The following is a 20,989-nucleotide window of genomic DNA, read 5'->3' as shown; positions in this document are numbered from 1 at the left end:
CGAACGGTCGTGCTATCTTCGGCCCATGAACGTCGACGGCGTGTTTGTGGGGGAACCGAGCGTCCTGGGCTACCGGCGGGACCGGCCGGTGCTGAGCGCGATCACGAAGGCGCGGGTCACGGCGCCGGAGCTGACCCTGACCGAGCTGAACCTCGACGGCGACCGCCAGGCCGACCTCACCGTGCACGGCGGGGTCGACAAAGCGGTCTACGTCTACCCGGCCGAGCACTACCCGGCGTGGGCGGCCGACGGCCTCGAAGCCGAGCCGGGCGGCTTCGGCGAGAACATCTCGCTGTCCGGCGCCACCGAGGACCACGTCCGGATCGGGGACGTCTGGGCCTGGGGTGACGCCCTGGTCCAGGTTTCGCAGCCGCGGCAGCCGTGCTTCAAGCTGGCGATGAAGACCGGGCGCAAGGACGTCACGCCGATGATGATCGACAGCGGGCGCAGCGGCTGGTACCTGCGCGTCCTGCGGCCCGGCACGGTGCCGGCGTCCGGGCCGATCGAGCTCGCCGAGCGCGCGGACGGGCCGACGATCACCGAGGTGTACCTCGTCTCCTTCGCCAACTACGGGCAGCTGCCGGAGGACAAGGTCGAGGCGGCCCTGGACCTCGCCGACCGCGTGCTGGCCACGCCCGCGCTTTCGGCGTCCTATCGCGACGGCGTCCAGTCCACTGTGGACCGCTGGCGGGCGCGGCGTGCCGGGTGACGGCCGGATCGCCCGCGGCGACGCGACCCGGCGCCTGGTGCTGCGCCGGGCCGCCGACGTCGCTTCGGTCGACGGCCTGGCGGGGCTGTCCCTCGGCCGGCTGGCCGCCGAGCTGGAACTGAGCAAGAGCGGGGTGTTCGCGCTGTTCGGCTCCAAGGAGGAGCTGCAGCTCGCGACGATCGAAGCCGCGCTGGCGATCTTCCGGTCGCACGTCGTGACGCCCGCTCTCGACGTCCCTCCGGGGCTGCCGCGGCTGCGCGCGGTGTGCGAGAAGTGGCTGGCCTACTCGGAACAGCGCGTCTTCCCGGGCGGCTGCTTCTTCTTCAACGTCGGCGCGGAGTTCGACGCACGCCCGGGCCGGGTGCACGACGCGGTGAAGGCGGCGAGCGGCTCGTTCGCTTCGTTCCTCCGCGAGACAGCTGCCGACGCGGTCGATCTGCGTCACCTCGATGCGGACCCAGAGGTCCTGGCGTTCGAACTGCACGCGCTGGGCCGCGCGGCCAACGCCGACGCCGTCCTGAACGGCAGCACCCGCCCCTACCACTTGGCTCGCTGCGCGCTGCTGTCCCGCCTCGGCGCCGTCCAAAGTTCGTGAAGGCCACCTTCAGGAACTACAAGTTCCTCAAGGTGGCCTTCACGAACTACTTCCAGTCGACCTGCGGGCTCCGGTAGAAGTCGATGCCCTGTACCACCCAGCGTGGGGACTGCTTCGCGAGGCGGGCGCGGTAGGCGTCCCAGTTGTGCGTCGACTTCGGGGACCAGCCGATCTCGGCGATCCCTGGCAGCCGCGGGAACGCCATGTACTCGATGTCGTCGCTGGTCCGGATGGTCTCGGTCCACAGCGGCGCCTCGACGCCCGCGATCTGGCTCTCGCCGACGCCGTTCACCAGCGAAGCCGGATCCCAGTTGTAGCCATCGCGAACCTCGATCAGCGCGGCCCAGTCCTGGCCGAGCGGCGTCTGCGGGGTGTACTTCATGTCGAGGTACGCGAAGTTCGCCGGCGACATGAGGATCTTGTTGCCGCGCGCCGCGGCCGCCGCGACGTCGGGGTTGTCGCCGCCGAAGTCCCAGTACTGCGGGACCGCCGACACCGGCGGGACCGACTTGGCGATCTCGTGCCAGCCGGTGACCTTCTTGCCGTACTTGGCGACGATCGGCTGGACCTTCCGCTCGAAGGTCAGGTAGTCCGCGGGCGGCGTCGAGTGGGCCTCGTCGCCGCCGATGTGCAGGTACGGGCCGGGGGTGAGGGCCGCCAGCTCACGGACGACGTCCTCGACGAACTTGTAGGTGATCGGCGAGGAGATGCACAGCGAGCTGTAGCCGACCTCGGTGTCCGTGCGCGGCGGGACGGCCTTCCCGTCGCAGTTCAGCTCCGCGTACGTCGACTGCGCCGCGTTCGTGTGGCCCGGCATGTCGATCTCCGGGATCACCGTGATGTGCCGCGAAGCCGCGTACGCGACGATGTCCTGGTACTGCGCCTGCGTGTAGTAGCCGCCCGGGTCGCCGTCGACGGCCGTCCTGCCGCCGACCGTCGCCAGCTTCGGCCAGCTCTTGATCTCGATCCGCCAGCCCTGGTCGTCGGCCAGGTGCAGGTGCAGCGTGTTGACCTTGTACTGGGCGATCTGGTCGATGTACCGCTTGACCTGGTCCGGCTTGAAGAAGTGCCGGGCGACGTCGAGCATCGCGCCGCGCTCGGCGAAGCGCGGGTAGTCGAGGATGGTGCCGCCGGCGACGGTCCACGTCCGGTGCTGCACGCGCTGGGCGTCGATCGCCGACGGCAGCAGCTGCCGCAGCGACTGCACGCCTTCGAAGAGCCCGTCGGCGGTGTTGGCTTTCAGCGTGACGCCGTTGCGCGCGACCTTCAGCTGGTAACCCTCGGTGCCGATCCGCGAGTCGGGGCCCAGCTTCAGCGAGATGGCGGGCAGGCCGTCGGCATGCGGCACGACCGGCAGCGGGTAGCCGGTGGCCGGGCGGAGCAGGCCGCGCAGGTAGTCCGCGACCTGGCCGGCGCCGCTGTCGGCGGTGATCACGGTGGACGCGGTGAGCCGGAAATCGCCGCGAGGATCGGCCTTCGCCGCGACGGGCGCCGGAACGACGTCGGTCACGCTGCGTTCGGGAGCGGCCGTGGCGGCCGTGGCGGAAGCGGGCAGGCCGGCCGCCGTGAGACTCACGACAGCCGCGGTCAGAACGGCTCGGGACAAGCGCATCGAAGCACCTCCGGTCGGGGACTCCCTGCAAAGGTACAGACCAGCAGGTGCATTTGGAACAGTTCTTAACGAAGGGGTGTCAATGTTCGTGAAGGCCACCTTCAGGAACTACAACTTCCTCAAGGTGGCCTTCACGAACTTCGGGCGCGGAGGGCGTCCCGCAGGGCGTCGAGCACCGCGGGGTCCTCGATCGTGGAGGGCACCGCCTCGTCGCGGCCGTCGGCGATCGCGCGCATCGTCTTGCGCAGGATCTTCCCGGACCGCGTCTTCGGCAGCGCGTCCACAATGGACACATCGCGGAACGCGGCGACCGGCCCGATGTCCCGGCGGACCATCGCCACGAGTTCGTCCCGGAGCCGCTCGGCGGGGACGTCGGCACCCGCTTTGAGCACCACGAACCCGCGCGGGAGCTGGCCCTTGAGCTGGTCGGCCACGCCGATCACGGCGCATTCGGCGACCGCCGGGTGCGCGGCCAGCACGGCCTCCATCGACCCGGTGGACAGCCGGTGCCCGGCGACATTGATGACGTCGTCGGTGCGGCCCATGACGAACAGGTAGCCGTCTTCGTCGAAGTAACCGGAGTCACCGGTGAGGTAGTGGCCTTCGTAGCGGGAGAGGTAGGCCTCGCGGAAGCGCTCGTCGTCGCCCCAGAGCGTCGGCAACGACCCCGGCGGCAGCGGCAGCTGCACCGTGATGGCGCCTTCGCGGCCGGCCGGCAGCTCCTCGCCCGCCTGGTCGAGGATCCGGACGTCCCAGCCGGGGACCGGCTTGGTCGCGGACCCGGCCTTGACGTCCATCGGTTCGAGGCCGCGCGGGTTGGCCGCGATCGGCCAGCCGGTTTCGGTCTGCCACCAGTGGTCGACCACCGGCACACCGAGCTTTTCGTGTGCCCAGTGGTAGGTCTCCGGGTCGAGGCGCTCGCCGGCCAGGAACAGCGTCCGGAACTGCTTCAGCTCGTACTTCTCCAGCTCACGGGCGTCCGGGTCGACCTTCTTGACGGCTCGCAGCGCGGTCGGCGCGGTGAACAGCGCCTGGACGCCGTGCTCGGCAATGACCCGCCAGAACGCGCCCGCGTCGGGCGTGCCGACGGGCTTGCCTTCGTACATGACCGTCGTCGCTCCGACCAGCAGCGGCGCGTACACGATGTAAGAGTGCCCGACGACCCAGCCGACGTCGGACGCCGTCCACCAGACGTCGCCGGCGTGGGTGTCGTAGACGGCGTCCATCGAATAGGCGAGTGCGACGGCGTGGCCGCCGGTGTCGCGCACGACGCCCTTCGGCTTCCCGGTCGTCCCGGACGTGTAGAGGATGTACAGCGGGTCGGTGGCCGCGACCGGCACCGGGTCGGCCGGGTCGGCGCCCGCCGCCAGCTCGCGCCAGTCGAAGTGGCGGCCGGCCGTGGCCGGTGCCTGCTCGCGCTGCAGCATGACGACGTGGTCCGGCTGGTGCTCGGTCATCCCCAGCGCGGCCTCGATGATCGGCTGGTACTCGACCACCCGCGTCGGCTCGATGCCGCACGACGCGGCCAGGATGACCTTGGGTTTCGCGTCCTCGATCCGCGCGGCCAGCTCCTTCGGCGCGAACCCGCCGAAGACCACCGAGTGCACCGCGCCGATCCGCGCGCAGGCCAGCATCGCGATCGCGGCCTCCGGCACCATCGGCAGGTAGACGATCACCCGGTCACCCTTCGTGACCCCGAGCGAGCGGAGCGCGCCGGCGAAGCGCGCGACGGTGTCGCGGAGCTCCTCGTAGGTGTAGGTGCGTTGCCGTCCGGTCACGGGAGAGTCCCAGATCAGCGCGGCCTGGCTGCCGCGGCCGGCCTCGACGTGCCGGTCCAGCGCGTTGTACGAGGTGTTCAGCTCGGCGTCCGGGAACCACCGGAAGAAGGGCGGGTTCGTGTCGTCCAGCGCCCGCTCCGGCGGCCTGGTCCAGCTGATCGACTCGGCCGCGGCCAGCCAGAACGCGTCCCGCTCGGCCAGGCTGCGCCGGTAGGCTTCGGAGTACGCGCCCATGCTCGGCTCCTTCGCGTCGGACGTTGCGCCGATCCCCATCATGGCGTGGGAGCGGCGGGCGCGCCGGATTCCCCGCGGAAAGACCCGGCAACCTCACGGAGCCCGGGAGCGTCCTAAGCTGGACCGCGGGCAAACGCCGCGTGACGGCCACGAAGTGAACACGGACAGTGAGGGGAGCCCGGCGGTGAACGGACTCGCGAGCGCGTTGCTCTCGCTAGCCCATTCCTTGTTCGGCCCGGGTTTTTGCCCCGGCGACTGGGTTTGGGCCACGAGTGCGGCCGGCGCGCTCGTCGCGCTGCTTCCGCCGATCGGCGCGGTCGCCGTGTCGATCATCCGGAAGGGCACCGGCAACCGCTACGACGCCACGACGCTGGGCGTCTTCGGGGTGATCGGCCTGCTCAGCACGCTGGTGCTGCCGTGGCTGCTGGCCATCGGCGTCTCGGGTGTCTTCCAGGCGGCGTTCGCCAAGGAGAAGACCGGGCTGTCCTCGACCGAGCTCTCGACGCTGAACGGCCCCGGCGGCTGCTGGGTCGACAACCAGCGGGAGTACCTGGGCGGCGGCCAGACCGTCTACGACGTGCTGTCCTCGCAGAACGGCAAGGACATCCCGTTCTTCGTCTACCTGCTGGCGTTCATCGTCCTGGGCGCGGGCTCGCTGTTCTTCGTCATGCTGCAGGGCCGCACGGCCTTCCGCCGCGGCCCGAAGTGGCCGTCGCGGTTCTTTTGGATCCCGTTCGCCGCGATGCTCGTGTTCAGCGTCGGCATGGAAGCGAACACCGCGCTGCACTTCTGGCTCGGCTTCCTGCCGTTCAGCGTGCTGGGCCTGATCCCGGTCGCGATGGTCGGGCCGCCGCCGTGGTCGGTGATCAACCGGTCGGACCGCTCGGACGAGCCGCCGCCGCGCCGGCAGGAGCCGCAGGGACCGCCGCCGTCGCAGGTCCAGCCGCGCCCGACCCCGCCGCCTCCGCCGCCACCCCCGGTCAACCGCCCGTACCCGAAGACGGCGCTGGCCTCCGCGCCCGAGCCGCCGTCCCCGCCACTCGGCGCGCTGGCCGCGGCACCGGGCCCGATCCCGCCGCCGCCCGGCTCCCGCAACGCCGGCGGCAGCCGCTACCGCCGCGTCAAGCAGCTCGGCGCGGGTGGCTTCGGCACGGTCTGGCAGGCCGTCGACACCCAGCTGAACCGCACGGTCGCGCTGAAGATCGCGCACGCGCCGGACCGCGACACCGCCGAGCGCATGCAGCGGGAGGCCCGGGCGCTGGCCGTGGTCAGCCACCCGAACTGCGTCAAGGTGTACGACCTGGCCGAGGAGCCGGACGGTCTCGCACTGGTGATGGAGTACCTGGAGGGCCGCCCGCTGGCCGAGCTGGTCGACGGCCAGGGCCCGCTCGACGACGTCGCCGCGGGCCGCCTGTGGGCGACGATGGCGGGCGCGCTCGCCGCGGCGCACGAGAAGGGCGTCCTGCACCGCGACATCAAGCCGTCGAACATCGTCCTCGACCCGAGCGGCCTGGCCCACCTGATCGACTTCGGCATCGCCCGCAGCCAGGGCGACTCGAAGATGACGGCCACCGGGATGATGATCGGCACGCCGGACTTCGTCGCCCCGGAGCAGGCGATGGGGGCGACGGCGTCCCCGGCGTCGGACGCGTGGCAGCTGGCGGCGACGATCAGCTACGCGCTGTCCGGCCAGCCCCCGCGCGGAACGCGGGAGACGCCGATGGCGGCGTTGATGGCGGCCGCTCGGGCCGAGCCGGTGTCGCGGCTGCCCCAGCGGAGCGCGCACGCGCGGCTGCTGGCGGCGTCCCTGGACCCGGAGCCGCGTCGGCGTCCGACGTTGAACGCGGTGCGGCGTGAGGTCGAGGGGTGGCTTTCCCGGGCGGGCAAGTCGGCGGACGGCCCGGTGACGCGGGTGGTGCCGCGGCAGCCGGGCAGCCAGCAGCTGCCCCGCCGCTAGCCGGGCTTGACGGCCGAGAAGATCACCAGCTGTTTCGGTTCCACCTGGATGCCGACCCGCGTGAACCCGGCCTGCTCGAGCCGCGCGGGGAACGTCGCCGGGTCGACGACGTTCATCGTGTCGCCGATGTGCAGCAGGCGGAACCTCAGGTTGAGCTGGCCGTCGCTGCCGCAGTACGTGCCGCCCGGGCGCAGGACCCGCGCGGCCTCGGCGAAGATCGCGTCCTGCAGTGCCTTCGTCGGCACGTGGTGCAGCATCGTGAAGCACACCACCGCCGAGAAGCGGCCGCTCTCGAACGGCATCTCCGCGCCGCTGCCCTCGACGACCTCCGCACGGTCGCCGTACTTCGCTCGCAGCAGCTCGCTCGATGCGTGGTCGATCTCCAGGACCGTCAGCTTCGGGACCACGTCGAGCAGCACCTTCGTGGTGGCGCCGAAGCCGGGGCCGATCTCGAGGACGTCGTCGCCGAGGTCGCGTTCGGCCAGCCACGGTGTCAGGCGCTCTTCGACCGTCGCGGCCCACTTCTCCGAACTGCAGATCTTGCGGTGGATCAGGTTCATCGGCATGCGTCCGACGCTATTTCGGCCCGCGTTTGACCGGTAGCCGATACGCTGCCAACTGATGTCGCAAACCGGTCAAGCCATGCTGCTCGGCGCGTTCGACCTGCCCGCGGGCACCTGGTTCCCGTGGCACGAGCACCCGGCGCACCAGCTGGTCTGGTCGGCGCGCGGCGTGGTCGCGGTCAAGGCGGGCGACGCGGGCTGGGTCCTCCCGCCGACCCGGGCGCTGTGGATGCCCGCCGGCGTCCGGCACCGCACCGGCGCGCTCGGGCGGGCGGCGCTGCGGGGCATCTACGCCGACCCGGCGCGCTCGCCGGTGTCGTGGCCGCAGCCGCGGATGGTCGTCGTCCGGCCGCTCCTGCGGGAGCTGCTGGAGTACCTGACCGGCGACGGCGTCGAGCCCGCGGCCCGGCTGCGCGCCGAAGCCGTGGCCTTCGACCTGCTGGAACCACTGGACGTGGTGCCGATCGTGGTGCCGTCGCCCGAAGACCCGCGGGCACGCGACGTCGAGCGCGCGGTGCTGGCGAACCCGGCCGACTCGCGAACCCTGGCCGAGTTCGGCCGGGATGTCGGGGCCGCGGAACGCACGCTCGCGCGGATCTTCGTCCGGGAGTGCCGGATGCCCTTCGGGACGTGGCGCACGCAGGTGCGGCTGCGTGCGGCGTTGCCGTTGCTGGCCCAGTCGGCGCCGCTGGAGACGGTGGCCTACCGGGTCGGATACAGCTCGGCGAGCGCGTTCGTCGCGGCCTTCCGCCGGGCCGTCGGGGTCACGCCGGGGGCCTACTTCGCGGGCTGAGCTACCGCCAGGAGGGCAGCCAGCGCTCGGCCTCCCACTGGCCGTTCGTGATCGCGATGCCGTTCAGGATCGGCCACAGCCAGGCGAAGTTCGCCACCACCAGCCCGACGTACAGCGACACCACGAGCAGGCCTGTCCCGCGTCTCTCGAACCCGCGCCGCGCGCTGCCCAGGATCTGGCCGAGGCACAACGTCAGCCCCAGCACCAGGAACGCGGCCAGCGGCGTCGCGTAGAAGAAGTACATCTGGCGGTCGATGTTGGTGAACCAGAAGACGTACCCGCCGAGGTAGCCGACCAGCACCGCCGCGTAACGCCAGTCCGCGCGGAAGATCGAGCGCCACGCCGCCCAGCCGAGCATCGGGATCGCCAGCCACCACATCGCCGGGGTGCCGATCAGCATCGTCGCGCTGATGCAGCGGGCCTCGCCGCAGCCGGTGACTTCGCCGTTGTAGCTGTAGAGCATCGGGCGCAGCCCCATCGGCCACGTCCACGGCTTCGACTCCCACGGGTGCGGGCTGTCCTTGGGCGTGACCAGGGTTTCGTGGAAGTGCAGGACGTTCGCCGTGTAGTCGCCGAGCGAGCGCAGCGCCGGCGGCATCCACGACCAGAAGCCCGGCGCGATGTCCTTGATCTCGGTGTAGTGCCGGTCCGTGGCGGTTTCGCTGGCGAACCAGGCCCAGTACGCGGCGAAGTACATCAGGAACGGGATGATCAGGATCGCCCACAGCGCGGGCAGCACGTCCCGGCGGATCGTGCCCAGCCAGGGCCGTTCGACGCCGGCCGCGCGCCGCGCCGCGACGTCGAAGAAGACGGTGAGCAGCCCGAACGCGACGATGTAGTACAGCGCCGACCACTTGACGCCGAAGGTGAGCCCGATCATCAGCCCGGCCGCGAACCGCCACCAGCGGAAGCCGAGCTTGGGCCCCCAGACGGACTCGTTGACCCAGCCTTCGCGGACCGCCGTCGCGAGCCGCTCGCGCACCTGGTCGCGGTCGGCGAGCACGCAGGCGAACGCGGCGAGCACGAACAGCGCGATGAAGATGTCGAGCATGCCCATCCGCGACTGCAGGTGCAGGACGCCGTCGCTGATCACCAGGATGCCGGCGATGCCGCCGAGCAGCGTCGAGCGCGTCAGGCGGCGGGCGATCCGGATGGTCAGCAGCACCATCAGCGTGCCGGCCAGCGCGGGCATGATCCGCCAGCCCCAGCCGTTGTAGCCGAACAGCCATTCGCCGATCGCGATCAGCTGCTTCGCCAGCGGCGGGTGGACGACCAGCTCGTAGCCGTAGTTGTCCTCGTACCCGCCGTTGCGCAGCACCTGCCACGCCTGCGGCACGTAGTGCTTCTCGTCGAAGACGGGGCTGCCCTTGTCGGTCGGCTCGCCGAGGTTCTGCAGCCGGACGATGCCGCCGATCAGGGTCAGCACCAGGGTGACGACCCAGCCGCGCAGCCGGTCCGCCGGCATGCCACGGCCGAGCAGGGTCAGCTCGCGGTCGGTGGGCGGCCGGAGCGCCTCGACCGGGTCCGGCCGGACGCTTTCGTCGTCGGGACGGGTCAGCACGGCGGTCACGGGGGCGATCCTACGGGCGGGACGGGGCGTGCGTCGTCCGGATCCGCTGATCAGCCTAGGCTGGGTCGGTGAGCTCCCCGGTTCCTCCCGGCCGCCTGATCCTGGCGGCGACCCCACTCGGCGACGTCCGCGACGCTTCCCAGCGCCTGGCCTCGGCCCTGGCGGAAGCGGACGTGGTCGCGGCCGAGGACACGCGCCGGTTCCGCTCCCTGGCGTCGGCGCTGGGCGTGACCCCGCGCGGCCGGGTGGTGAGCTTCTACGAAGACGTCGAGGCGGCCCGCCTGCCCAAGCTGCTCGAAGCGCTGCACGCGGGCGAGACGGTGGTCCTGGTGACCGACGCCGGCATGCCGAGCGTGTCCGACCCGGGTTTCCGCCTGGTGGCGGCGTGCGTCGCGGAGTCGCTTCCGGTGACCTGCCTGCCGGGCCCGTCCGCGGTGACGACGGCGCTCGCTTTGTCCGGTTTGCCCTGTGACCGGTTCTGTTTCGAGGGCTTCGCCCCACGCAAGCCGGGCGAGCGCACGCGGTGGCTGACGGCGTTGCGCGACGAGCCCCGGACAGCGGTGTTCTTCGAGTCCCCGCACCGCCTGGCGTCCCTTTTGTCCGACGCGGCCGCGGTGCTGGGCACGGATCGGCGCGCGGCGGTGTGCCGGGAGCTGACGAAGACGTACGAAGAGGTGAAGCGGGGAACGCTGTCGTCCCTGGCGGAGTGGGCTTCCGAGGGGGTCCGCGGGGAGATCACGGTTGTTTTGGAAGGGGCGGTGCCGAGGTCGGTTTCGGTGGCCGACCTGGTGGAGGAGGTCTCGGCCCGGGTGGCGTCCGGCGAGCGGCTGAAGTCCGCGGCGGCGGAGGTCGCCGAGGCGACCGGGGTGTCCAAAAAGGAGCTTTACGACGCGGTGCTGGCGTCGCGGGTCAAGTGAGCAGTGCCGTCACCGCGGCGTGTGCCTTGGCGGCGTCCGGCGCGTCCCCGGTGATCACGTCCGTGTACACGAACGACTCGCCGATCCGCACCAGCAGGTAGGCCAGGTCCGGCACCGGCAACGGCGGGTCCAGCCGCCCCGCCGAGACCTCGCCCGACAGCAGGGCCGCCAGCTTCTCCGTGGTCCGCTTCTGGCAGACGCTCGCCCGGGTCGTCAGCAGCCGCAACGCCCGCTCGGGCTCCCGGCGCAGGAAGTCGCGGAACGGCGGTGAGTCGTTCGCGATCCGGACGTACCCGCTCACGAAGTCGGCGATCCCGGCCGCGCCGCGGCCGACGCACGATGGCCACAGCCGCGCGATCGACGCCGACGACAGCGACCACAGGATCTCGCCCAGCAGGAGATCGCGGGACCCGACCCGGCGGTGCAGCGTCGCCCGGCTGATCGACAGGGCTCGCGCCAGTTCGCCCATGTCCACCCGGCGGCCGGCCAGGAACCAGTCGCGGGCCAGTTCGAACTCGTGAGACATATGTCAGAATGTCTCACAACCACGACGGAGAGGGAACGCGACATGCGCGCAGTGCAGGTGACCGAGTTCGGCGGACCCGAGGTGCTCACCCCCGTCGAGCTGCCCGACCCGGTGGCCGGGCCCGGCGAGGTCCTCATCGACGTCGAGCGCATCGGCGTCAACTACGCCGACACGCACCAGGCCGAGAACAGCTACCTCGCGCCGAGCAAGCTGCCGCTCGTTCCCGGTGGCGAAGTCGTCGGGACCCACGACGGCAAGCGCGTCGTCGCCCTGCTCAACGGCGGTGGCGGGTACGCCGAGAAGGCTGTCGCCCCGGCGGCCACCACCTTCCCGGTGCCCGAGGGCATCGACGACCTCACCGCGCTGTCCATGCTGGTCCAGGGCACGACCGCGTGGATCCTGCTCAAGAAGAACGCCCACCTCGCCGCGGGCGAGTCCGTCGTCGTGCATGCTGCCGCCGGTGGGGTCGGGACGGTCGCCGTGCAACTCGCCAAGGCGTGGGGCGCCGGCCGCGTCGTCGCCACCGCCAGCAGCGAGGAGAAGCGCGCGCTCGCCCTCGAGCTCGGCGCCGACGTCGCGATCGACTCCCGCGCCGAGGACATGACCGAGGCCCTGCTCGACGCCAACGGCCGCCGGGTCGACATCGTGCTCGACATGGTCGGCGGGAAGACCACGGACCAGAGCATCGCCGCGCTCGCCCCGTTCGGGCGGCTGGCGTTCTACGGCATGGCCGGGCGCGAGAACCCGAAGCCGGTCGAGCTGCGCAACATCCTCGGCCACAGCACCACGATCAGCGGCATGTGGCTGCCGCACATCTTCCGCGTGCCCGGCAACGTCTTCGGGACGGCGCTGGCGGAGCTGTTCGACCTGGTCCTGGCCGGCAAGCTGAAGGCGATCCCGGGCGGCGAGTTCCCGCTGTCGGACGCGCGGGGCGCGCACGAGGCCCTGCGTTCCCGCAAGACCGTCGGCAAGCTACTGCTCGACCCCGCGAAGTAGCGGGTTCGCGAGGAGGTGTTCCAGGGGTGCCGCCTTGTGGAGGCACTCCTGCCACTCCGCCTCCGGGTCCGAATCCGCCGTGATGCCGCCGCCGACGCCGAGGGCGATCGAGCCGGCGGCGATCTCGAACGTGCGGATCGCGACGTTCAGCTCCAGCCCCGCCACCGGGGACAGCAGGCCGATCGCGCCCGTGTAGACGCCGCGGCCGCACGGCTCCAGCGACGCGATGAGGTCCAGCGCGCGGATCTTCGGCGCGCCGGTCACCGACCCCGGCGGGAACGTCGCGTCGAGCAGCGCGGCGTCCGAGACCGAGGGGCGCAGGACGCCCGTCACCGTCGAGTCCAGGTGCCAGACCCCCGGCGCCGGCCGGACCCGCAGCAGCGACGGCACCGTCACCGACCCGACCTCGCACACCCGGCCCAGGTCGTTGCGCACCAGGTCGGTGATCATCACGTTCTCCGCGACGTCCTTTGTGGACTGACGCAGCAGCTGCTCGTTCCCGTCGTCCGCGGGGCCGCGCCGGGGGAGGGTGCCCTTGATCGGCGTCGACCGCACCGAACGACCGTGCCGCGCGAGGAACAGCTCAGGCGAGAACGAAACCACCGAGCCCCACGAGCCGGACAGGAAGGCCGCCCGGCGCGGCGCCAGTGACGACACGCCGGAGGCGAACAAGGCCGCCGGGGAGCCCGAGAACGAGCCGGTGAACCGGCCGCAGATGTTCGCCTGGAACAGCTCCCCGGCCTCGATCGCGTGCACGCACGCCTTGACCGCGTCCCGGTGCTCCGACGGCAGCGGCCGCCGCAACGGCCCCGCTGTCCACGACGCGGAAGGCACCGGCCCGGCCAGCAACGACTCCATTGTGGACACCGACGGCCCGCCACCGTCCAGGGAGTCCAGGTGGCACGTGCCCGAGGCGGACCACCGCAGCACGTGGTCCGCCCAGCCCCACGCGGCCGCCGGCAGGGACCCGGTCCGGTGCGACGGATCCGCCAGGTCGTAGGACAGGTAGCCGAACCAGCCGCCGCCGATCACGCCGGGCGGGCCGTCGGCCTCGGCGGCGGACGGAAAAGCTCGCGGCGACACGGTGAGCGACGGTGCGATGACGGCCTGCGATCCGAACCAGTCACCCGAGAGCATCGCGGGCGGCGGCAGGCCGCGAGCAGCGGCGTGGGCGGCCAGCACCAAAAGGGCGCGCGACGGCGTCACGTCCGTCCGGAGTGGCTGGCTCGTCACGCGCATGGCGACATATCACCACACGTCAGAGCAGCAGGTCGCCCAATGTGAACGGGTACACGACGGCGTTCTGCTCCACCGGGGCCGCGATGCCGGGGACGTCCGGCGCGAACGCGTGCTGGTGCACGCCGAGCCGCGAGTGGAACCAGCCCGGCCGTCCGGGGATGCCGTTGTGCCGGGCCAGCCACAGCACGACCTCGCTGTCGGCCCAGCGGTCCGGGTGCAGGCGGTGCGCCCAGCAGTCGTGGTCGGCGTAGATCAGCACGCGCTCGATGCGCGCCGCGTGCCGGACGTGCTTGATCCACGCCTTGATGAACCGGTCGTCGACGCTCGGTGCCGCCACTTCCAGCGTCGGGGCCAGCGATCCGGGGGCGAACGCGCCGAGCCTGCTCGCCGTCCGCACGAAGAACTCGGCCTGGTCGTGGACCGCGCCCGGCCGCGCGTAGTGGCGGCCGCCGACGTGCAGCCCGGCCTCCTGCGCGCCGAGCAGCGAGTGCTCCGCGGCCGAGCTGGTCCAGTTGACGTTCTCGCTGATGGTCACCGACACGAACCGGGTCTGCGCGGCGCGCACGGCCTGCCAGTCGGCTACGCGCTCGCGGTGCGACAGCGAGATGCCGAGTTCACTCTTCGGCTCTGTCACGGTCCGCCCCCGGCGCGTCGGTGGAGAGCACACCATACGTCGCCGGAGGCGGACCCGCAGTGACAAACTCGCGGTTGATCAGGCGTTTTCGCGGTGGAAGGTCCGTGTCCCCCACCACACCGACAACACGGCCATCACCAGGACCACGACACCGCCGGTGAACAACGCGTCCATCGTGAAGTCGCCGCGGAACGAGTTCCGCTCGACGTCCACCACGTGGCGGAACGGGTTGATCTGGGAAACCGTGTAGAGCCACTTCGGCGCGACCCCGGCCGTGATCGGCAGGAGAATCCCCGAAAGCAGCAGCAGCGGCATGAGCACCGCGTTGAGCAGGGCCGGGAACGTCTCCTCGCTCTTCAGCGTCAGCGCCAGCGCGTAGGAACACGACGCCAGCGACACTGCCAGCAGGAACACGATCGCCAGGCACAGCAGCACGCCGCCGGCCGGCGCGTCGAGGTCGAACACCAGGTACGCCAGCGCGATGATCAGCACCGCCTGCACCACGGTCTGCAGGGCGTTGGCCAGCACCTTGCCCAGCAGCAGCGCGGTGCGGCTGACCGGCGTCACCCGGAACCGCTCGACGACGCCGGAACGGAACTCGGCCAGCAGCCCGAAGCCGACGAACGAGCTGCCGAACAGCGCCAGCTGGGCGATCAGCGCCGGCGTCAGGAGCATCCAGCCGTCCACTTCGGACAGCCCCTGCCCCTGCATCGCCTTGACCATCAGCGGCCCGAACAGGAACAGGTACAGCAGCGGCTGCATGAGCCCGATCAGCACCCACGTCGGGTTGCGCAGGGCCGACGCCATGTCGCGGCGGAAGATCAGCCAGGTGTCACGCAGCACGGGTGCCCTCCTCCGCTTCCCGCAGCGAGCGGCCGGTCAGGGTCAGGAAAACGTCGTCGAGCGTCGGCCGGTGCACCCGCATCGACAGCATCGCGATGTTCTTCGCGTCGAGCGCGCGCAGCAGTTCCGGCAGGGCGACGTCGCCGCGCGGCACCCGGAACCGGACCTCGCCGCCGTCGACGGACAGCTCCCGCGCGCCCGCGAGCCGTCCCGCGATCTCGGCCGCGTCCGTGGCCTGCTCCGGCTCGACGCCGATCTCGACGCGGTCGCCGTTGACCCGCGCTTTCAGCGCGTCCGGCGTGCCCTCGGCGACGATCCGGCCGTCGTCGATGACGATCAGCCGGTCCGACAGCGCATCGGCTTCATCGAGGTAGTGGGTGGTCAGGAAGACCGTGACGCCCTGTTCTGCGCGCAGCCGGCGGATGTGCTCCCACAGGTTGGCGCGGCTCTGCGGGTCGAGCCCGGTCGACGGCTCGTCGAGGAACACCAGCGCCGGCGAGTGGATCAGCCCGAGCGCGATGTCGAGCCGCCGTCGCTGGCCGCCCGACAGCGTCTTGGTCAGCCGCTGGTCCAGGCCGCCGAGGTCGAGCTGCTCGGCGAGCTCCGCGCCGCGCGCGATCGCGTCGGCCTTGCTCATCCGGTAGAGCCGTCCCTGCAGCTCCAGCTCGTCGGCGACCTTGCTTTCGGGCGCGCTGCCGCCGCCCTGCGCGACGTAACCGATCCGCTCGCGCACGCCCAGCGGGTCGGCCAGCAGGTCGCGGCCGCCGACGGTCGCGGTGCCCGCGGTCGGCTTCAGCAGCGTGGTCAGCATGCGCAGCGTGGTCGTCTTCCCGGCGCCGTTGGGCCCGAGGAAGCCGACCAGCTCGCCCGCTTCGACGTCGAGGTCGACGCCCTTCACCGCGTGCACTTCGCCCCCAGTGCGGCCCTTGCGGCGGAACCGCCGCTCGAGACCGCGTGCCGTGATCATGGGAACCCCTCTCGAAAGTAGTCAAGCTTGACTAGCTGAAGCGCACACTGTGCCGCAGCGACACGCGCTAGTCAAACTTGATACCGGGCGGGTGGTTCGCCGAAGGCGTCCGGGGACTCGCCGGCCATCACGTAGTCGCCGGCTTCGAGCCGGGCGATCAGGCCCTGCAGCCAGGTGAGGCTCGCGTCGGTGATCCCGCCCCACAGCCGGTACAGCTCGCCGACGTGCTCGGGCGTCCCCATGCCCATGCTCACCTTCAGCTCTTCGAGCATCAGCTTCGCCTGCCGCTGCTCGGCCTCCAGGTGGACCAGCCGGTGCCGGAGCAGGTTGATCACGCGCGCCCCGGGGGAGCGTGGTCATCAGCGAGATCGCGGCCGACAGTTCGGGGTGGTTGAGCCGCGGGTCCGACGGCGGTCATCTTCTCGAGCGCGTGGTAGATCGATCCCGGCTGGACGCTGGCCCACTCGTCCGCCGACCAGGTCAGCAGCTCGCGCCGCACCTGGTAGCCGTGCGCGCGGCCGTACCTGCGCACCACCCCGAGCACGAGCAACCGTGTCGCCGACAAACCGGGCCTCCCTCTCGTCAAAGCTCGTGACGCCCTCCGTAGGCTAATAAGGTATGAGCACCTCTGTGTTGACCGCGGTGGCCTGGCCCTACGCCAACGGCCCCCGCCACATCGGCCACGTGTCCGGATTCGGCGTCCCGTCCGACGTCTTCTCCCGCTACCAGCGAATGGCCGGCAACCGGGTGCTCATGGTCTCCGGCACCGACGAACACGGCACCCCGATCACCGTCCAGGCGGACAACGAGAACTCGACCCCGCAGCAGACCGCGGACAAGTACACCCGCCAGATCGGCAACGACCTGCAAGGCCTCGGCCTGTCCTACGACCTGTTCACGCGGACCTCCACCGGCAACCACGCCGAGGTGACGCAGCAGATCTTCCTGGCGCTGCACCGCAACGGCTACGTCGTGCCGAAGACCACGCGCGGGGCGATCAGCCCGTCCACCGGCCGCACGCTGCCCGACCGCTACGTCGAGGGCACCTGCCCGATCTGCGGGTACGACGGCGCGCGCGGCGACCAGTGCGACAACTGCGGCAACCAGCTCGACGCCGCGGAGCTGATCAACCCGAAGTCGCGGATCAACGGCGAGACGCCGAAGTTCGTCGAGACCGAGCACTACTTCCTGGACCTGCCGGCGTTCACCAAGACCCTCGGCGACTGGCTGGGCACCAAGACCGACTGGCGTCCCAACGTCCTCAACTTCACCAAGAACCTGATCGACGACATGCGGCCGCGGCCGATCACCCGCGACCTCGACTGGGGCGTCAAGATCCCCCTCGACGGCTGGAGCGACCAGCCGATGAAGCGGTTCTACGTCTGGTTCGACGCGGTGATCGGGTACTTCTCGGCCAGCGTCGAGTGGGCCCGCCGGTCCGGCAACCCGGACGCGTGGCAGGAGTGGTGGAACAACGCCGACGCGCGGTCCTACTACTTCATGGGCAAGGACAACATCACCTTCCACGCCCAGATCTGGCCCGCGCTGCTGTTCGGGCACAACGGCGAGGGCGACAAGGGTGGCGAGCCCGGCAAGTACGGCAAGCTGCACCTGCCGGACGAGATCGTCTCCAGCGAGTTCCTCACCATGAGCGGCTCGAAGTTCTCGACCTCGCGCGGGCGCGTCATCTACGTCGAGGACTTCCTGCGCGACTTCGGCCCGGACACGCTGCGGTACTTCATCTCGGTCGCCGGCCCGGAGACCCAGGACACCGACTTCACCTGGGACGAGTTCGTCCGCCGGACCAACTTCGAGCTGGCCAACGAGTGGGGCAACCTGGTCAACCGGTCCATCTCGATGGCGCACAAGAACGTCGGCGCCATCCCGCGCCCGGAAGCCCCGACTGCGGCCGACGAGGACCTGAAGGCGCTGTCCCGCAAGGCCTTCGACACCGCGGGCGCGCACCTGGCCCGGTCCCGGTTCAAGCTGGCGGCGAGCGAGGCGATGAAGGTCGTCACCGCGGCGAACAAGTACCTCTCCGACCAGGAGCCGTGGAAGCTGAAGGACGACCCCACGCGGCGCGACACGGTGTTGCACACCGCGCTGCAGGTCGTCTCGGACGCGAACACGCTGCTGACGCCGTTCCTGCCGCACTCGGCGCAGAAGGTGCACGAGGCCCTCGGCGGCACCGGCGTCTGGGCCGCCCAGCCGGAGCTGAAAGAGGTCGAGGACCTCGACATCGCCGGCCGGGTCAACCCGATCCTCACCGGCGACTACGCGGGCGAGCAGGCCAAGTGGGAGTCGAAGCCGATCGAGGTCGGCAAGCCCCTGCAGAAGCCGTCGCCGCTGTTCACCAAGCTCGACCCGGTGCTGGGTGAGACCGGCCCGGAGTGGGCACCGATCGTGAAAGAGTAAGAGGTAGTGCATGGGTGACGAGAAGCGCGAGCTACCGCCGGTCCCGGACCGGCTCCCGGTGTCGGTGGTGGACGCGCACACCCATCTCGACGCGTGCGGCGCGGTCACCGCGGCCGATGTCACGGCCATGGTCGACCGCGCCGAGCGCGCCGGCGTCGCCCGCGTCGTCACGGTCGCGGACGACCTCGCCTCGGCCCGCTGGGCCGTCGAGGCGGCGGGCTGGGACCGGCGGGTGTTCGCCGCGGTCGCGATCCACCCGACCCGGACCAAGGGGTTCGGCGAGGCCGAGAAGGCCGAGGTCGAGCGGCTGGCGGCCGGGGACCGCGTGGTCGCCGTCGGCGAGACCGGCCTCGACTACTACTGGGACTACTCCCCGCACGATGCCCAGCAGGAGGCCTTCCGCTGGCACATCGACCTCGCGAAGCGGCTCGGCAAGCCGCTGATGATCCACGACCGCGAGGCCCACGACGACGTGTTGCGCATTCTGGCCGAAGAGGGTGCGCCGAATGCCGTAATTTTCCATTGTTTTTCCGGGGACGCGGAAATGGCCCGCAAGTGCGTCGACGCGGGGTATGTCCTTTCCTTCGCGGGCACCGTCACGTTCAAGAACGCGAAAGGCCTCCACGAGGCGGCCCGGCTCTGCCCGCCGGGGCAGTACCTCGTCGAGACCGACGCGCCGTTCCTGACCCCCCACCCGTTCCGTGGGCGGCCGAACGAGCCGTTCGGCGCCGCTTACACCGTCCGTCACCTCGCGGCGCTCAGGGGCGAAGCTGTCCACGAAGTCGCCGAATCGGTCCGGACCACCGCCGAGCGGGTCTACCGACTCCCCAGCGTCACAACGGGTTGAACGCATTGCGACAACAGGGTTCCCGGCTCGTCCACCTGATGGGTGACCCAGATCACGACACTCCGGGGGGTGTTTGCGCAACCCGCCGCGACCCGTTACTGTCCCGTGATCGTGCCGGTCGGTACTGCGGACTGCAGTTGCCGACTGTTACGCCCACAGTCACGTCAGTGCACGTCGGGGAAGCGGAACCAGGAGCGGTACGGCCTGGAACTGTGACGATGGCGCCGGCTGAGGGCCCAGACGTAAAGGTGCTGCCCCGAACGGCACCTTGGGAAAGGGAACGACCCGGTGACAGTTAGCAGACAGGCTGGAGCGCGCTCCGCGGCCGTACTCGAACGCGAATTCGAGGACACTGCGTACGGCCAGCTGGACTTCTCTGACAGCCCGAGCATCACGCAGCAGGACATCCTCGCCGCGCTCGGCCCCGACGCCGACGCGATGATGGCCGAGATCGACGTCGACGTCGACGAACTGATCCGGCTCATCAACGCCGAGACGACGTACCTGCCGCCGATCGTCATCCCGGACGGCCTCGAAGAGGACCGCACCGCTTCCCCCGAAGCGCGTCGTGCGGCTCTGGACGAGGGCCTCCGGCAGACCACCAAGGTCTGGAAGCGCCGGTTCCTCAAGGGCGCCGTCCTCAGCGTCATGATCAGCGTCGCCGGCGGCGGCGCGGCCGCGCTGGCGATGAACAAGAGCATCACCGTCGACGTCGACGGCCAGCAGCAGACCGTGCACTCCTTCGGCGGCACCGTCGGCGAGGTGCTCGAGGACGCGGGCCTGTCGGTCGGCGAGCACGACTCGCTGTCCCCCTCGCCGCAGGCCGAGGTCGGCGACGGCGGCGTCATCAAGCTCGAGCGCGGCCGCCAGCTGAAGCTGGTCGTCGACGGCACCGAGCGCACCTCCTGGGTCCGCGCGACCCACCTCGGCGACGCGCTGAGCCAGCTCGGCATGTCCGAGATGGACAAGGCCGGCACGTGGATGTCGATGCCGAAGAGCGGCGAGCTGCCGCTGCAGGGCGCGACTGTCGAGATCAAGACCCTCAAGAACATCACGCTGTACGACGGCGGGAACGCGCCGAAGCAGGTGAAGACGACCGCGGTCACGACGAAGGAGTTCCTGGGCGAATACAAGCTCACCCTGGGCCCGGAGGACAAGGCCGAGGGTGGCCTGGACGTCAAGCTGACCGACGGCGCCGAGGTGCACGTCAGCCGCACCGGCGTCTCGACGGTCGTCCAGAAGGAGTCCATCGACCCGCCCGAGCAGCGCGTCGACGACCCGAACCTGACCAAGGGCAAGACCAGCGTCGAGGACCCCGGCACGCCGGGCGAGAAGGAAGTGACCTACAAGGTCACGCAGAAGAACGGCAAGGAGACCGGCCGGGAGAGCATCTCCGAGAAGGTCATCACCCAGCCGAAGCCGAAGATCATCCACGTCGGCAGCAAGGAAGCCCCGACCCCGGCCGTCGGCGACGGCTCCGCGTGGGACCGCATCGCGCAGTGCGAGTCGGGCGGCAACTGGTCGATCAACACCGGCAACGGCTACTACGGCGGCCTCCAGTTCGACAAGCGCACGTGGGACGCCTACGGCGGCGACGAGTACGCCGCGCTGCCGAACCAGGCTTCGCGCGAGCAGCAGATCGCGGTCGCCGAGAAGGTCAAGGCCGGCCGCGGCGGCAGCTACAGCGCCTGGCCGGTCTGCGGCAAGAAGGCCTGACAGCTCCTCGAACCGGCCCCCGTCCACACGGACGGGGGCCGGTTCGCGTGCGCAAAAAGGCATCACGCGTGATGCCCC

At 70.9% G+C, this 20,989-nt stretch carries 18 protein-coding genes and 1 pseudogene; 9 read left to right on the top strand and 10 right to left on the bottom strand.

The features are described 5' to 3' along the window. Positions 1–25: 25 nt before the first annotated feature. Positions 26–709, top strand: a complete 684-nt coding sequence (locus tag ACLJQF_RS18160; protein ID WP_410610087.1) for an MOSC domain-containing protein — start codon at positions 26–28, stop codon at positions 707–709. Further along, positions 699–1,304: a TetR/AcrR family transcriptional regulator gene (locus ACLJQF_RS18155; RefSeq protein ID WP_410610085.1), complete on the top strand. Its 606-nt coding sequence runs from the start codon at positions 699–701 to the stop codon at positions 1,302–1,304. Before ACLJQF_RS18160 ends, ACLJQF_RS18155 begins: the two co-directional genes overlap by 11 nt. 46 nt (positions 1,305–1,350) lie before the next feature. Here ACLJQF_RS18155 and ACLJQF_RS18150 read toward each other — a convergent pair whose 3' ends face one another. Both ACLJQF_RS18150 and ACLJQF_RS18145 read right to left on the bottom strand, forming a co-directional pair. Continuing rightward, a complete protein-coding gene (locus ACLJQF_RS18150; RefSeq protein ID WP_410610083.1) occupies positions 1,351–2,916 on the bottom strand; it encodes a beta-N-acetylhexosaminidase in 1,566 nt (521 codons plus the stop codon). A gap of 131 nt (positions 2,917–3,047) precedes the next feature. Beyond that, on the bottom strand, positions 3,048–4,928 hold the full coding sequence (locus ACLJQF_RS18145; protein WP_410610081.1) for a propionyl-CoA synthetase: 1,881 nt from the start codon (positions 4,926–4,928) through the stop codon (positions 3,048–3,050). A gap of 184 nt (positions 4,929–5,112) precedes the next feature. Here ACLJQF_RS18145 and ACLJQF_RS18140 point away from each other — a divergent pair, with 184 nt between their 5' ends. Then, the gene (locus ACLJQF_RS18140; protein ID WP_410610080.1) at positions 5,113–6,885 is read left to right on the top strand and encodes a serine/threonine-protein kinase; all 1,773 of its coding nucleotides are present in this window, start codon (positions 5,113–5,115) and stop codon (positions 6,883–6,885) included. On the opposite strand, the gene ACLJQF_RS18135 is transcribed toward ACLJQF_RS18140, so the two are convergent. Next, positions 6,882–7,451: a class I SAM-dependent methyltransferase gene (locus tag ACLJQF_RS18135; protein ID WP_410610079.1), complete on the bottom strand. Its 570-nt coding sequence runs from the start codon at positions 7,449–7,451 to the stop codon at positions 6,882–6,884. The genes ACLJQF_RS18140 and ACLJQF_RS18135 overlap by 4 nt on opposite strands. A gap of 76 nt (positions 7,452–7,527) precedes the next feature. Here ACLJQF_RS18135 and ACLJQF_RS18130 point away from each other — a divergent pair, with 76 nt between their 5' ends. Beyond that, a complete protein-coding gene (locus tag ACLJQF_RS18130; RefSeq protein WP_410610347.1) occupies positions 7,528–8,241 on the top strand; it encodes an AraC family transcriptional regulator in 714 nt (237 codons plus the stop codon). A gap of 1 nt (position 8,242) precedes the next feature. On the opposite strand, the gene ACLJQF_RS18125 is transcribed toward ACLJQF_RS18130, so the two are convergent. Further along, entirely contained in the window at positions 8,243–9,811 is a 1,569-nt protein-coding gene (locus ACLJQF_RS18125) for a dolichyl-phosphate-mannose--protein mannosyltransferase (RefSeq protein ID WP_410610077.1), read from the bottom strand. Positions 9,812–9,879: 68 nt separating this feature from the next. On the opposite strand from ACLJQF_RS18125, the gene rsmI reads away from it, so the two are divergent. Further along, positions 9,880–10,728 (top strand): 16S rRNA (cytidine(1402)-2'-O)-methyltransferase, encoded by an 849-nt coding sequence (rsmI, locus tag ACLJQF_RS18120; protein WP_410610075.1) that lies wholly within the window; start codon positions 9,880–9,882, stop codon positions 10,726–10,728. Here the strand turns inward: rsmI and ACLJQF_RS18115 are convergent. Further along, positions 10,721–11,254, bottom strand: a complete 534-nt coding sequence (locus ACLJQF_RS18115) for a QsdR family transcriptional regulator (protein WP_410610073.1) — start codon at positions 11,252–11,254, stop codon at positions 10,721–10,723. The two genes, rsmI and ACLJQF_RS18115, sit on opposite strands and share 8 nt — an antisense overlap. A gap of 42 nt (positions 11,255–11,296) precedes the next feature. Between ACLJQF_RS18115 and ACLJQF_RS18110 the strand changes: the two genes are divergently transcribed. Next, on the top strand, positions 11,297–12,250 hold the full coding sequence (locus tag ACLJQF_RS18110) for a quinone oxidoreductase family protein (protein ID WP_410610071.1): 954 nt from the start codon (positions 11,297–11,299) through the stop codon (positions 12,248–12,250). Here the strand turns inward: ACLJQF_RS18110 and ACLJQF_RS18105 are convergent. From ACLJQF_RS18105 to ACLJQF_RS18085, 5 genes and pseudogenes are all read right to left on the bottom strand, one after another. Further along, the gene (locus tag ACLJQF_RS18105; protein WP_410610070.1) at positions 12,227–13,489 is read right to left on the bottom strand and encodes an aminodeoxychorismate synthase component I; all 1,263 of its coding nucleotides are present in this window, start codon (positions 13,487–13,489) and stop codon (positions 12,227–12,229) included. The genes ACLJQF_RS18110 and ACLJQF_RS18105 overlap by 24 nt on opposite strands. Positions 13,490–13,508: 19 nt before the next feature. Continuing rightward, on the bottom strand, positions 13,509–14,123 hold the full coding sequence (locus ACLJQF_RS18100; RefSeq protein ID WP_410610069.1) for a glycoside hydrolase family 25 protein: 615 nt from the start codon (positions 14,121–14,123) through the stop codon (positions 13,509–13,511). Between the two features lie 78 nt (positions 14,124–14,201). Continuing rightward, the gene (locus ACLJQF_RS18095) at positions 14,202–14,966 is read right to left on the bottom strand and encodes an ABC transporter permease (protein ID WP_410610067.1); all 765 of its coding nucleotides are present in this window, start codon (positions 14,964–14,966) and stop codon (positions 14,202–14,204) included. After that, on the bottom strand, positions 14,956–15,933 hold the full coding sequence (locus ACLJQF_RS18090) for an ATP-binding cassette domain-containing protein (protein WP_410610066.1): 978 nt from the start codon (positions 15,931–15,933) through the stop codon (positions 14,956–14,958). The genes ACLJQF_RS18095 and ACLJQF_RS18090 overlap by 11 nt, the downstream gene beginning before the upstream one ends. A 71-nt stretch (positions 15,934–16,004) precedes the next feature. Beyond that, positions 16,005–16,498 (bottom strand): annotated as a pseudogene (locus ACLJQF_RS18085) (PadR family transcriptional regulator). A 53-nt stretch (positions 16,499–16,551) separates the two neighbouring features. On the opposite strand from ACLJQF_RS18085, the gene metG reads away from it, so the two are divergent. From metG to ACLJQF_RS18070, 3 genes are all read left to right on the top strand, one after another. Continuing rightward, the gene (gene metG, locus ACLJQF_RS18080) at positions 16,552–18,348 is read left to right on the top strand and encodes a methionine--tRNA ligase (RefSeq protein WP_410610064.1); all 1,797 of its coding nucleotides are present in this window, start codon (positions 16,552–16,554) and stop codon (positions 18,346–18,348) included. 10 nt (positions 18,349–18,358) lie between these two features. Next, positions 18,359–19,195 carry a TatD family hydrolase gene (locus tag ACLJQF_RS18075; protein ID WP_410610063.1) on the top strand — a complete coding sequence of 279 codons (837 nt, stop codon included), beginning with the start codon at positions 18,359–18,361 and terminating at the stop codon, positions 19,193–19,195. 288 nt (positions 19,196–19,483) lie between these two features. Next, positions 19,484–20,911 carry a transglycosylase family protein gene (locus ACLJQF_RS18070; RefSeq protein WP_410610062.1) on the top strand — a complete coding sequence of 476 codons (1,428 nt, stop codon included), beginning with the start codon at positions 19,484–19,486 and terminating at the stop codon, positions 20,909–20,911. Positions 20,912–20,989: the final 78 nt, after the last annotated feature.

This window comes from Amycolatopsis sp. lyj-109 (assembly GCF_046548995.1).
GTDB lineage: Bacteria > Actinomycetota > Actinomycetes > Mycobacteriales > Pseudonocardiaceae > Amycolatopsis.
Note: the sequence above shows the minus strand (reverse complement) of the source record. Positions and strands in the feature narration are given on the sequence as shown.